The organism is Acaryochloris marina MBIC11017 (assembly GCF_000018105.1).
Lineage (GTDB): Bacteria > Cyanobacteriota > Cyanobacteriia > Thermosynechococcales > Thermosynechococcaceae > Acaryochloris > Acaryochloris marina.
Map to the genome: position 1 here is coordinate 3,953,980 of NC_009925.1, position 13,573 is coordinate 3,967,552.

The 13,573-nt window shown below is 48.8% G+C and carries 8 protein-coding genes; 1 reads left to right on the forward strand and 7 read right to left on the reverse strand.

Annotated elements, in window-relative coordinates:
- The first annotated feature begins 137 nt into the window (after window positions 1-137).
- Window positions 138-1,529 (forward strand): NAD-dependent malic enzyme, encoded by a 1,392-nt coding sequence (locus AM1_RS17705; protein WP_012164253.1) that lies wholly within the window; start codon window positions 138-140, stop codon window positions 1,527-1,529.
- 49 nt (window positions 1,530-1,578) lie between these two features.
- Here the strand turns inward: AM1_RS17705 and AM1_RS17710 are convergent, their stop codons facing one another.
- The 7 genes from AM1_RS17710 to AM1_RS17740 all read right to left on the reverse strand — a co-directional run bounded on the left by AM1_RS17710 (window position 1,579) and on the right by AM1_RS17740 (window position 13,350).
- Entirely contained in the window at window positions 1,579-2,223 is a 645-nt protein-coding gene (locus AM1_RS17710; RefSeq protein ID WP_012164254.1) for a hypothetical protein, read from the reverse strand.
- A 362-nt stretch (window positions 2,224-2,585) separates the two neighbouring features.
- Complete coding sequence (gene ileS / locus AM1_RS17715) at window positions 2,586-5,501, reverse strand: isoleucine--tRNA ligase (RefSeq protein ID WP_012164256.1); 2,916 nt, start codon at window positions 5,499-5,501, stop codon at window positions 2,586-2,588.
- A gap of 133 nt (window positions 5,502-5,634) precedes the next feature.
- The gene (locus AM1_RS17720) at window positions 5,635-7,275 is read right to left on the reverse strand and encodes an alpha/beta hydrolase (RefSeq protein ID WP_012164257.1); all 1,641 of its coding nucleotides are present in this window, start codon (window positions 7,273-7,275) and stop codon (window positions 5,635-5,637) included.
- A 140-nt stretch (window positions 7,276-7,415) separates the two neighbouring features.
- Complete coding sequence (locus AM1_RS17725; protein ID WP_041659933.1) at window positions 7,416-9,005, reverse strand: CHAT domain-containing protein; 1,590 nt, start codon at window positions 9,003-9,005, stop codon at window positions 7,416-7,418.
- A 59-nt stretch (window positions 9,006-9,064) separates the two neighbouring features.
- Window positions 9,065-10,315 (reverse strand): hypothetical protein, encoded by a 1,251-nt coding sequence (locus AM1_RS17730; protein WP_238549005.1) that lies wholly within the window; start codon window positions 10,313-10,315, stop codon window positions 9,065-9,067.
- Between the two features lie 288 nt (window positions 10,316-10,603).
- Complete coding sequence (locus AM1_RS17735; RefSeq protein WP_010472156.1) at window positions 10,604-11,281, reverse strand: COP23 domain-containing protein; 678 nt, start codon at window positions 11,279-11,281, stop codon at window positions 10,604-10,606.
- A 122-nt stretch (window positions 11,282-11,403) separates the two neighbouring features.
- Window positions 11,404-13,350, reverse strand: coding sequence for a protein kinase domain-containing protein (locus tag AM1_RS17740; protein WP_049783752.1), 1,947 nt, complete (start codon window positions 13,348-13,350; stop codon window positions 11,404-11,406).
- Between the last annotated feature and the right edge of the window lie 223 nt (window positions 13,351-13,573).

Genomic DNA, 13,573 nt, shown 5'->3' on the forward strand with positions numbered 1-13,573 from the left:
TGCAGATGCTGTGATGTTGTCTGGATTGTGTTCTAGTCTCTTCTAGGAATGGGAGAGAACCATCATCATGGTCGTTATATGCCGTTACAATTGGGAGCGGTAGCTTGCAATAAATCTGACGTACGGTAGATATCATCATGGTTCAACTGACCCCCAACTCTAGCTTTAGCCTCACGATTCGGGTTAAGTTGCCCAACCAAACGGGAATGCTGGCTCAAGTCTTGCAGGCAATTGGTGATGCGGGTGGCAGTCTAGGACATATCGATCTTTTAGAACGGACCCATACCTCACTGACTCGCGAGATTACGGTCAATGCTTCCAGTACAGAGCATGCAGGTACCATTGTTGATGCTTTAAGAGCATTGCCACAGATTACGTTACTGGATATATCCGATCGCACCTTTGATTGTCACCGAGGCGGAAAAATTACGGTTCAAAGTAAGCTGCCCCTTCATAGCCAAGATGATTTGTCCATGGCCTATACCCCTGGTGTGGGACGGATTTGTACCGCCATTGCCCAAGAAAAAGATCAGGTGTATCGCTACACCATTAAAAGTAATACCGTAGCGGTGGTGACCGATGGTAGTGCGGTGTTGGGTCTCGGAAATATTGGTCCAGAAGCAGCTTTACCTGTCATGGAAGGTAAGGCCCTACTTTTTCAAGAATTTGGCAAGATTAATGCCTTTCCTGTCTGTCTAGCCACTCAAGATGTGGATGAGATTGTGGAAACGGTAAAGCGGATGGCTCCCGTTTTTGGTGGCGTCAACCTGGAGGACATTAGTGCGCCTCGTTGCTTTGAAGTGGAAGAACGGTTGCGTCGAGAACTGGATATTCCCGTCTTCCATGATGATCAGCATGGAACGGCAATTGTGGTGTTAGCGGCGTTAATCAATGCTCTGAAACTGGTGGATAAAGCCTTTGAAGAGATTGCCATTGTAATTAATGGGGCTGGGGCTGCGGGGGTTGCCATTGCCCGGTTATTACAAAAGGCAGGTGTGAAAACGATTCGATTGTGCGATCGCAACGGACTGATCAGCCGAGATCGCACGGATTTAAACGAAACGAAGCGGTCCTTTGCCGTGGAACAGTCAGGTACCTTAGCCGATGCCCTCAAAGACGCAGATGTATTTCTGGGTGTCAGCGCCCCTGGCGTGTTAACCCCTGAGATGGTCAAGACGATGGCATCGGATCGGATTGTGTTTGCCATGGCCAACCCGATTCCTGAAATTCAACCTGAGCTGATTCAAAGTGATGTGGCTGTGATTGCGACAGGACGGAGTGATTACCCCAACCAAATTAATAACGTCTTGGCGTTTCCTGGAATTTTTCGCGGTGCCCTGAACTGCCGTGCTGCCGCGATTACAACGACAATGCACCTACAAGCTGCTTATGCGATCGCAGCACTGGTAGGAAGCGACGAACTCCACCACGATCACATTATTCCGTCTGTGTTTGATGAGCGCGTCGCCACAGCAGTTGCTTCGGCAGTGGAACAAGCCGCTCGTCAAGAAGGAATTAGCCATTGTTAACGTTTTAAGCAGCGCTGAATATCTAGGAAGGGTATGATTCCACAACCGACTAAAGAGTCTGTATCTTTTTCAGTGCTTGTATTGAGCATCTCCAGGAATAGCCAAACCAGCCGATAATACCCAGTAGTTTGAAGCCGTCTTCGAACAGGATTCGCCATTGCCCAATCATTGCCTCAATCAGTTCTGGAAACGCATCCACTATGAGTGACAGTGCAAAAAAAATAAGGGCAACCCCAAAAATAAAATAGTCCGTTTGTAAGATGGTTTTCCAATATTTTACGATTCCACCGATTGCAAGCAAGCCGTAAATCAGGAGAATAACATTCTCGCTTACTCTGAACAGTCTTGGATAGATTGATTCATGGAGCATAAATAAATCATCTAGCCCGAGCAGTAAGCTAAAAATACCTAAGCCTAGTAAAAACAGGGAAAATGTCCTAGTGCTGCGAATGGGTTGCAATGTAGCCCAGCTAAATATACATATTGCACCAGATGCAGTGAGGACAAGAACTCCAAGATGCGATGCGATGCCGGCAAGGGGGTTAATGTTACCAATGACTGCTGGATCACGAGTAAAGGTCGTGATGGGGATATCAAGTTTTAGACTGGCGAATGCGATCGCAAATAAGAACAGTATGGGTAAAGAATAAAGGGATAGTAAAAATGAAGACAACTTGTGGTTTGAAGAAAACATTTTGAAAAAAGTAAAAAATGAATTGATATCAATAATTTGAATATTTATTGTTAGTCATCTTGCTTTATCATGCAGTTACGGAATGCCAAAGAGCAAGCTTTCTGAAAAGAATATTTAAAGATGCGGCTCTAAATTTAGATGGTTTATCTTGGCTTTACCCACTCTCAAGACCAGACTGCTATGGAGTTTTAACAATCTGATCCCTGGTAGCTCTGCAGCCAAGGATGCGTCACAGGGCATTTACGATAACGACCAGATGCTGAACTCATAAGCCAATCAGAGTTCGGACTATGCCGAAACTTTAGTTCTGGCAATCCAAACCGTTGATGTTATGGGTCAATAGGCATAGCCCAAACCAGGCGTTATTTTGTATTCGGTTGGTACCTACCTTCTTCAGTCAGACTGATTTGGCCTTGGGTGACTAAGTTCTCGATGATGGGTTCGCAGCGATCGCATAGCAAGGGATGCTGTTTAGACCTACCGACATAGGTGGAGTAATTCCAGCAGCGATCGCATTTCTTGCCATCCGCCGTAACAACACCCACACCCAAGGTTTCAGACTGAAACTGATACATTAATCGATCTAAATTTTTAGGTGTCTCCAGCAATTCCACCTGGGAAGCCAAAAATAGGTATCGTAACTCATCCACATTATTTGAACCCCCACCAGTAGAAGGATTCATGGCGTCTAGCTGTTGACGCAAGTCCGTATCACTCACATACAGCAATACCTTCGCCTCCAAAGACGAACCGATCTCTTTTTCTGTCCGAGCCTGCTCCAGCACCTTATTCACCTCTTGGCGAATCTCTCGCAGCACAATCCAGTGGCTAGCCAGGTCAGGATTATGCCACTGATCTTCTAATCGCATCCACCCGGAGGCAAACACCGATTGATGCTCTGTTTCATAGGGCAAGGACTGCCAGATGTCCTCTGCCATATGGGAAAGCACCGGAGCAATGGCGCGAGCTAGATTTTCTAGGGCAATGGCTAAAACCGTCTGACAACTTCGCCGTCGCTGGGCATTCGGCTCACTGATATAGAGACGATCTTTAGCAATATCGAGGTAGAAGTTGGACAGATCGACTACACAGAAATTCTGCACCGTCTGGAAGAAGCGGAAGAACTGGAAGCTTTCAAAAGCTTCTGTCACGTCGGTAAATACTTCCGTGATCCGATGCAGCATATAGCGATCGAGCTGGGGTAAGTCTTCGTAGGCCACCGCATCTTGAGCTGGGTCAAAGTCATGGAGGTTACCTAGCAAAAACCGAGAGGTATTGCGGATCTTACGGTAGACATCCGCCATTTGCTTGAGGATATTTTTGCCCAAAGGCACGTCGGAGGCATAATCCACGGAAGACACCCAGAGGCGCAGGACATCAGCTCCATAAGGCGGATCTTGCTTTTGGTTTTTGCCCCCTGCAATAACGATGGCCGGATCCACCACATTACCGATGGATTTACTCATCTTGCGACCCTGCTCATCCAGGACAAAGCCGTGGGTTAGAACAGTTTTGTAGGGGGCATGGCCGTTGGTGGCCACGCTGGTGAGGATACTGGACTGGAACCAACCCCGATGCTGATCCGACCCTTCTAGGTACATCTCCGCTGGATACTTCAACGGCTCCCGCTGATCGCAGACCGCCGCCCAGGAGGATCCAGAATCGAACCAGACATCCATGGTATCGGTACCTTTGCGATAGGTATTGCCATCGCTGCGATAGGGTTCGGGCAAGAGTTCGTCGTTGTCGAGTTCCCACCAGGCATCAGAGCCCTTCTCCGCTACAATCCCTTGGATATGATTAACCGTGGCTTCATTTAGGAGAGGCTCTCCCGTGGCATCGTTATAGAACACTGGAATGGGTACACCCCAATTGCGCTGGCGGGAGATACACCAGTCCGATCGCTCCGACACCATAGATGTGATCCGGTTTTCTCCTTGGGCGGGAATCCAGTTTACGGTTGCGATCGCATCCAATACCGCCTCTCTAAACCCATCTACAGAGGCAAACCACTGCTCCGTCGCCCGCAAGATCACTGGCTTTTTGGTCCGCCAATCGTAAGGATATTTGTGGGCATAGCTTTCTTCTTTTAACAAAGCACCTGCCGACTGCAATGCCTCAATTACCGCTTCATTACCACCATTTAAGACATTCAACCCAGCAAAAGGACCTGCTTCATCGGTAAACGTGCCATCACCATCCACTGGAGACAGCATCGCTAAACCATACTGCTGCCCTACTTGATAGTCCTCTTGACCATGACCCGGTGCGGTATGCACCAGTCCCGTTCCTGATTCTGTGGTCACATAGTCGCCTAAGACCAAGGGACCTTCTCGCTCAAACAGTGGGTGCTGGTAGGTGGAATTTTCTAGGGCTTTACCAGGGAGGGTCTTGATTACTTTAAAGGAGGACTCCAAGGTTTCCGTCAAGGTCTCCACCAAGTCTTCCGCCACAATCAGATAATCTTCGCCTGCCTTCACCACTGCATAGGTAAGGTCAGGATTTAAACTAACCGCTAAATTTCCTGGAATCGTCCAAGGCGTCGTCGTCCAGATTGCAACCTTTAGGGTGGGTAAATACTCATCGAGTAAAGGCTGAGCAGTTTCCGACAACCCAGTCACCTTAAACGTGACATAGATACTGCGAGAGGTATGACCTTCTGGATATTCCAGCTCGGCTTCGGCTAAGGCTGTTTGTGAACTGGGACTCCAATAGACGGGCTTAAATCCGCGATAGATATATCCTTTAAGAGCCATTTTGCCGAAGACACCAATCTGAGCGGCTTCATACTCTGGCTTTAGTGTGAGGTACGGGTTTTCCCAATTTCCCCAAACCCCATACCGCTGGAAGCTCTTGCTCTGCTTCTCAACAGTTTTTAGAGCAAAGTCCCGAGCCTTCCACCGCAATTTCAGTGGCGTCAGCTTGGCCCGATTCTCAGGTTGGATATTTTGCAGCACCTTTAGCTCAATGGGTAAGCCATGGCAGTCCCAACCTGGCACATAGCGAACTTTGCGACCCTGTAAGAGCTGGAATTTATTGATGGTATCTTTGAGAATCTTGTTGAGGGCATGACCAATGTGTAGATCGCCGTTGGCATAGGGTGGCCCATCATGGAGTACAAACACATCTCCAGGATTATTCTGGGACAGGTTCTCGTAAATCTGGTGGTCAGCCCAAAACTTTTGTAGTTCAGGTTCGCGCTTCACCGCATTGGCGCGCATATCAAACTTGGTTTTGGGGAGATTTACGGTCTTTTTATAGCGTCCGGGTTCTGTCACAATTTCTAGCCAATACAGCAGAGAACATCAACAAGTCATTCAGACATTATCAACGAGATCTCAACGATGCTTCAACTTTTCGTCTATAGATTTGACGTTTTCTCGAGAAAGTGCGCATTGGCAAGGATTGTGACTACCCTGGATTTAAGATCTCATTTGTAGAGAGCGTCTTAGATAAGTTGAGCTGGAGTTTCCCGTTTCTCAAAGTCGCAACGAACTCAGGCGATAAATAGATTTGGTATGTCCTATCCGCTGTAATATGCCGTTTCATAAAAGCGACACTCAACGCGGATAGGTATGCTTTAGCCGCAGCAGGAGAGGGACCTGCAAGTCCTTGGAACTCAGGTGGTGAGTCATTGGGCTGATCGGCATCAATGGTGGAAAAATGGGTGCCTCCCTTCATCAAGACAAAATATTTATCTGTCGCGGTTAGCCATGTAAACGGAGTGGCCTGTTCTAGGAGTGATGGTGACACCTTGTCGGCACTGCCGGATACAAACATAACTGGCGTTTGGATTTGGCTAAGCGTCTCACCCAACACGCTACTCGTGACTGGATTGATGGCGATTGCCCCTTTAATCCGAGGATCTGCTAGCTCATATCGTTGTTGAGGTAGCTTGATCACTTGGCACTGGAGTATTAAGGAGATATTGATCGTGTCTTTGAGCCGTGACCCACAATCTTGCTGGAGCTGCTCAAAATTGATCGTTGCCCCTGCTAAGGCTAGTGCTGTATATCCGCCAAAAGACTGGCCAATCACGCCAACCTGGTCTAGATTTAACTGCCCTTGAAGCATTGGATCAGAGGTTGATAACCTTTCCAGCTCATCCAATATAAACTGCACATCTAAGGGGCGATCTAGAAATTCTGTTGGTTGGGTGACCTCTTTCACTCGCCCTAGCATCAGGGCTTGGAGCTGGTTGGTATTGCTGCCGATATGTTCTGGCATGACCACCACAAATCCATAAGACGCGAGATGTTCGGCTAAATAGCCATAAGAGTCGCGATTGGAGTTCAGGCCATGAGAAATCACAACAATCGGTTTGGGCTGGGGACTGGCGGTTTGCGGTAGATAGAGATCAATGGGGAACTGACGGGACTGCCCGGTTAGGTTCTGCCGTGTGGGACTTTGATCTGATAACGTGAGGGTCGTTTGTTGCCAGGAAAATTGTCCCGGCTGAGTTAAGGCAGCTCCGGTTGGGTTACCCGTGGGACGAGCAGGGGTCTGCTTCTCCAATGTCTCAATCAAGGTATTCGTTTGTCGAATTAAGCCACGTATTTGAGAGAAAATGGCTAACCCTTCATCCAGATCTATCTTCAGACCTTGGATAGGATAGTGCTTTAAAAAGTTCAGAACCGTAAGTCCCTCTGGATCAGCCGCCGCAACAATGAGTGCGCCTCTAAGAGCATAAAACCCACCTTGATTGGATTTGGGCCGAATGACTTTGGCGATGCGACGCACCATTAACTCGCCAATATCTGAATAGAGAAATTGCGATACGGCACCGGGAGAAATGGCTAGCTGTTGCTGTAGTGCATTTTGGAGGAAGGGGCGTTGCTCAGGACTGATATAGCGAGCATAGGGAATAAAATCTCCCGTGATGCGTCCTGTTTCAGCGAAGGTTTCTAAAGACTCAACTGAGACCGATTGCTCAAAGGAGAGAAACGAGGCAAAAATGCGTTCGGCACCTCTAGCAGGCTTGGGATGGACATGAACGGACAGCCAAACGGCTGAGCCAACCGCTAGTCCTAGTTTTGCAACACGCTTGAGCATATGATCTACCCTGTAAACCTTCCCTCAATTCGTTCAAGAGCATATCAAATTCGGCCCTTTTCATCCTCTGCCCTTAATTTTGGAGGAATCCTAAAGGGAATGATTTAGGCTAACGGAATGATACTTCTCTTTGATTTAGATCAATTCCAGTTGCCCACCATCGTAAAGGAAGACCAATAGTAGGGATGGGTAAACTCCACTTCCCCCCGTTCCGCGAAAATAGCGGGTAGGGCGATTTGTGAGCCATCTGCCAAGACCAATTGGGCATCATCGGTGACGCGAACTTGTCCCTGCAACATGGCGATTTGGGCCTGTCGCAGGGCCGCGGACTTGATCGGAGCCGTTTTCAAGTTCTGATAAAATCCCGTCATCAGCCCTAGGGTCCCTTCATCGCTGACAAACCACAGACTTCCTAATGCCGACTTAACCCCAGATTGAATTGCTAAGCCTGTAAAGCCCAGCTCTGCATCCGTATTACCCAGAGCGGTTTGACAGGCACTAAGAACTAGCAGTTCTACGGTAGGTGTGCCACTCCATTTGGATTGGGTCGCAACCTCGCGCAAGTCTTTCAGGGTCAGCTTGCCGTCCCAAAGCTGGATAAACGACTTATCGATCTTGCCAGGGTTGAACTCAGCATGGGTCGCCAAGTGGATAATGTCGAACTGCTGTTGCTGGGTGAACTTCTTGAGATTGTCTAGGGTGACATCTGGATCGAGATAGGCTGATCCTTGCCAAATATTTTCAGTGAGGGCAGGAATTTCCACGGCCACAGAGGGTAAGGGAGATTGGCCTTCTACTTCCTGGGTAATGCCCATGCCCAGGACCTGCTTACCTTGGATAGGGGCGAAGCGGGTATCTGTCAGGCTAAAGCTGGGAATTAAAGCCAGATTATATTGCTCCACCAAAAACTGCTGACCGTCGTGAAGGGCGGCAAGGGGGAGCGATCGCAACCCTGCATCCATGGAGAAGATGATGGTGTCAATCTTTTTCTTTTCTAACTCGGCAGCTAGAGGCTGAACCATCCATTGATAGAGCTGTTGGGCAGACTCCAAATAGCTTTTAGACTTGAAATCAATCGGGTCACTGATCTGCTGTCGAAAGTCTTTAGAGACCTTGGAGACTTGATCTAGGGTGGCCTCCGGCACTTTTATAAAGGTTACGTTGGGATTATTGAGGTCGTCTGTAGACGGAGCCGCCTGTCCCAGCTGGATCGGTCGGCTGGAAGCCACTTGGATGGCTTGATCAATGCGGCTCAGCTCAGAGTCATTGAGGTTCGCCGTAACCAAGACTAGCTGTAGTCCCTCTCCCGTTTTCAGGACGTAGAGCAAAGCTGGATTGGTACCCGTGGCTTTAGCCAGTTTTTTTAACTCCTGGGAAATCACCTCTGCAGACGCAGCCTCGCCATAGAAGGGGCCAAACTTAGAAGCGTAAACCCCTGCAAAGCTGCTTTCAATCCTGGCGATTTCCGTGGGGGCACCGTTGATAAAAGGAGTATCTGCAGGCGGATCTTCAAACCCGGGATTGACGTCGGTGTTGGCGTCTGATTGACCCGTCATGTTCACATCGGATTGACTGGTGGGAGGCGTGCCTGGGGTGCCTGGTGTACCTGGTGTAATCGGCGGATCTAGCGGAGTTTGGGCCATACTCCGCCCAGCAACGCTTAAGGTCATTGCCACCGTCAGCAACCCTAAATTAATGAGGCGAAAAGGGGTTTTAAATAGTTGGGTCATGGTCACAAGAGATTTTTCTATCAAAGTGGGCTATCGATCAGGTCAATCAACGGAATGCTCTAAAACGTAATGGCGTAACCGACGCCAAAAATAAAGCGCACCCCGTCTCCGGCGGTACCCGTTACATCCGTGATGGCTGGGGTAATGATCAGCGGAATTTCGCGAAATGGTCGTAGAGAAAAGCCCAAGGATAGATCTTGACCAGACCATTCTGCGATCGCATTCACTGGATCAGCAATGCGCAGGGCGACACTGCCAAAAACGCCAGGGGTATCATCATCGGTAAACACATTATTCTCGGTGCGATAGCGTCCTGTTCCTAACCCGGCGGAGACGTACATGCGGCTAAACAGGTCTTTGGTATTTTCTTTGAAAATAAATGTTTTGGATACGACCCCATAGGGGCTGGGACCATCAATATCTCCGGGACCCCAGCTAATGGCATCATTGACGCCCACGGCGACGGCAAATAAATCAGGTAGTCGTCGATGCAGCTTAAAGCTAATAATGCCTCGATCAAAATTATCTAAATCTGTGAGGGTGAGGCCCACATCTAGCCCCACATACTTGCGGGCATCCCCTAAGCCAATGCCCACACCAATCGCTCCATCGGCACTATTGGTAAATCGAGTACGATGCTGAAAGCCAAAGCCCACTGAAGCTTGCCGCCAAGATTTGCCATAGGCTGACGGCGTTAGAATCGTCGTGCTGGGACTGTATATAACCTTAGGGGTGAGCAACTCTTCTCGTAGATCTAATGGGGCTTCATCGGGAGTAGAGGGTTGGGTGCGAATACTAGGCCGACGACCTGCCGATTCGTCTGGGTTGGGTCCGTCTGGCACCTGAGCAATTTGGTCCAGGGTTAATAAGGGTGGGACCGTTTGGGGGGTGGGTAGACGCGTGGGGTAAAACTCACCTGTAGAAAAGGATGAATGGTTTGGCAGAGGCTCGCTTGGTGTCTCCGTTACCTCTGTTGTCAAGGGAAACGTTAATTCAGGGGAAGCAGCCGTGTCGGAACCCGCAGCTGGAGCGTCTGGTGGGGAGGCAGAAGTGTCAAGGGCAAAAGGCAGAGGCGACTGTAATGCCGTTGGCAGGGCTGCTGTGGATTCTTGGGCCAGCACAACGTCGAGAGGAGCAGTAGGGGCGACGGTTTGTCCCCTCAGGCTCTCTTGTAGGGTTAAATCTTGCTGGCTAAAAGGGTATGTATTTTTCAGAGAAAGTTCTGTTGATCTGACTGGGCTCGGAAAGGAGAGACAAACAGAAATCGAGAGGAGACTTAGCTGGCAAATAGCGTATGGCTTTAACGGCATAAATTTATCCACAAATAAGCGCAATAGATAACAGTCCTCTTGTACAGACTCAGGAAATTAGTCACCCTAGATTGAATCATACTGTCAAGCTATTGAAGCTGATATTCAGAAAATATCAATATCTATCAGGTGGATGAATTGCCCTCAACTGGATACTGCACCATAAAAAATCCAGAGAGTAAAAAGAAACATACTCTCTGGAAAAAAATTGATAATTTAGGCCTAAAAGACTGACCGCTACAAGGCTTAAATCTTTAGAAGAAAACGTCCGTTAATACAGAGCGAAGATTAATTATCTAAGCCAGGATTAGGGCTGATTGGAGTGTCTGCTGTGCCGCCGATAGCGCTTTCAGGTTCAGCGACCGGCGTTCTTTCGTTTAATAAACGCTCAAAGTCAATGACCTCTTTTTTGGGACCGCCTCGGCGAATACTGGTGCGATAGTTGAACAGTTGGCGCAATACCCGTGTGGGTTTATCTTTCGGCTCTAGGGTAATTAATAATCCTTGATCCAGGCATTGTCCTGCTTGCTCAGAGATACAAATAACTTGGTAGTTATTCATACTTCCCGTCGAGACAAATTTGAGTAGTCGCTGGTCAGAGAATTGCTGAAATCGTTGGGTTACAGTTTCACATCTTTTTGCCGGGGTCCAAGTAGTACCAAAAAAGTTGCTTTCCCACACAATCAGCTCAATCATGCCGCGCTCAGTATGGGCAACAGTCGATAATTTATCCGCTTCATTTTTGCATTCATAGCGAATTCTGGGTTTTACGGGTTGATCGGGTGAAATACCCGGTTTGATTTGGGGGGAAGTGGCGTTTTCTCCTTCTGAAACCGTGGGGACAGCAGGGATGCCGGGGGTCGATAAACTTGGGTCGGCAGAGGCCGCTAAGGGGGTAGCAACCTGGGCCAGGGTGGCTGTTAAGCAGAGAGAAGATGTGAAGAGAATTCTAGAAAAATAAGTCATTTCAATACCTTGAAGTCGTTGTCACTGGCATAAATCACCCGCATGAATTTTGGTTGGCTGATCCCTCAGGGATAGGCCGGATAGCTAAATTGTTGATGACGTTGTTGATGACATCGGTAACCTCATTCTGAACACAAAGGACCAGGGCAGATATTCATTACTTCTTTCTGGGGGGGAGGAGCCGGTTGTGCCGGGGGCTGATAGACCGGAGGGGCCGACCGGGCAGGGGGACGATAGACGGGGGGAGGCGCTGACCGGACTGGCGGTTGGTAAACCGGAGCAGAGCGAACGGGGGGCTGATAGACCGGAGGGGCCGACCGGGTGGCTGTTTGAGCAGGGGGCTGCCAAACGGGTTCGGGGGCTGGCCGATTGGCGATCGCGGTTTTGGCGTCCTTCTGAATTTGATCAGCGATCTTCTTCCAATATTCTGGGGCTTTGATTTGTTTCGCAGTTGCGATCGCATCTTCCTCACGCCCTTCCTTTAAGGCTTTTTTAGCCGCCGTGATCTTCTTTTCATTAGCACTATGCTTGTCTTGCCATTGCTTAGATTCACGCTGGGCTTTGGTCTTAACGACGCTAGTGGTGGGAATTTGTTCAATTCCCGCCAACGCCAGCTTTAAATCTCCCTTAATTTCATAGTTCTGGCGAGCTTCTTGCAGGATTAGGGCGGACCAGTCATCTAATTTCTGGGTGGCTTGAAAATGATAGGTACTCTGATCAGACACCTTCGTGACCATCTGTACCGCCTCCCCCAACTTCGTTTCCTCAGCCAGTTGTTTGGCCTGGCCGAGATAGCACTTGGAGAGGGGGTTGAGTAATTGATTGACCGCTTTAGACTGCTGGGTCATGGCGGTCTCACCTAGGTCAATACATTCAGAATATTTGGCTTGCCCATGTAGTTGACTCAGTTGAGCGGCCGTTTGACTAAGGGTTTTCGGCCCCCAGAGTAGAAACCCACCGATGCCTGCCCCGACTAAAACCGTTGAGGGCACGAGCACCTTGAGCAATTGACGGGATTTTGTTTTGGCGCCGCTGGTTTCATAGATGGGGGCAGTGCCCTTTTCAGGTTGTACGGGGGGTGCCTGAATGTTCGTGTCTTGATTAGTGACTTGGTTGGTTGAGTGGTCGGTAGTAACTGAGGCTGGAGATTGATAAATGGTAGAAGGGGGCTCTGCGGGGGCGCTTTCTGCATCCAGCAGGTCGGGCATAGCTTCAGTTTTGGCGGCGGCCATGGTCTTGCTGCCCACTACATCCGGCACCTGTTCGAGATCCGCTAACACTTCGGCAACGGACTGATAGCGCTTGCGATAGTCTCGACGAACCATCTTTCGTAAAATTTCAGCCATCTCCGTACTGACGTCGGCTTGATGCTGCCAGAGGATTTCGTCTTCTTCGCTGCGCTCAAACTCGACGGGGCGAACGCCCGTTAACCCATAGATACCTATGGTGCCTAAAGCGTAGATGTCGCTACTAATATGGGGTTTGCCGCGAATTTGCTCGTCCGGCATATAGCCTGGGGTACCGACGGCAATCGTCGTTTCGGTGGCTTGGTTTTGACCGCTGCTAATTTGCTTAACGGCTCCAAAGTCCAGTAAAAATACAGCCTGGTCCGACAATCGTCGAATTAAGTTGTCCGGCTTAATATCCCGGTGAATAACCCCTAGGTCATGGACATATTTGAGGATGTCTAAACATTCAATCAGGAAAGCTTTAACTTTGGCTTCTGGCCACCGTTTCTCGGGACTCAATTCCTGGGCAATCGAAATCCCATCAATAAATTCTTGGACCAGAAAAAAATCTTGTTCGGACTCAAAATAAGAGAGAAGTTTGGGAATCCGAGGATGATTCCCTAGGTTGCCTAAAATGCTCGCTTCCTGTTCAAATAGTCGGCGAGCAATCTCCAAGAATTTCGGATCGCTTGAATCGGGCTGGAGCTGCTTAATAACGCACTTTGGATAATCGGGTAAATAGGTATCTCGGGCTAAAAAAGTAGTCCCAAAAGACCCTTGCGCTAAGGTTTTTAGCACATGATACCGATAGGCTATGACTTGTCCGGACATCTCAACCATCAACCCAAACCAAAACGCTCATTCCAACCCATATTTTAAGAGAGTCGACTCATAGAAATCCCAAAAATTACAAGTTTTTAGGGATTGGTCGGACTCTAAATCATGTCGTTCACACTCTGCTTTGATATGCATGTCGTGATCGGTCTTATTGTTGCTGGCTCTCGTTCAAGAAGCTCCCCGTCTTGAACCCAATATCCCGCATCCCACTGGTTAAAAGACGACT

Coding starts and splice junctions, on each gene's coding strand:
- AM1_RS17720 (WP_012164257.1), bottom strand. CDS start 7,275: ATGCTCAAGCGTGTTGCAAAACTAGGACTAGCGGTTGGCTCAGCCGTT.
- AM1_RS17725 (WP_041659933.1), bottom strand. CDS start 9,005: ATGACCCAACTATTTAAAACCCCTTTTCGCCTCATTAATTTAGGGTTG.
- AM1_RS17740 (WP_049783752.1), bottom strand. CDS start 13,350: ATGGTTGAGATGTCCGGACAAGTCATAGCCTATCGGTATCATGTGCTA.
- AM1_RS17705 (WP_012164253.1), top strand. CDS start 138: ATGGTTCAACTGACCCCCAACTCTAGCTTTAGCCTCACGATTCGGGTT.
- AM1_RS17730 (WP_238549005.1), bottom strand. CDS start 10,315: ATGCCGTTAAAGCCATACGCTATTTGCCAGCTAAGTCTCCTCTCGATT.
- AM1_RS17710 (WP_012164254.1), bottom strand. CDS start 2,223: ATGTTTTCTTCAAACCACAAGTTGTCTTCATTTTTACTATCCCTTTAT.
- AM1_RS17735 (WP_010472156.1), bottom strand. CDS start 11,281: ATGACTTATTTTTCTAGAATTCTCTTCACATCTTCTCTCTGCTTAACA.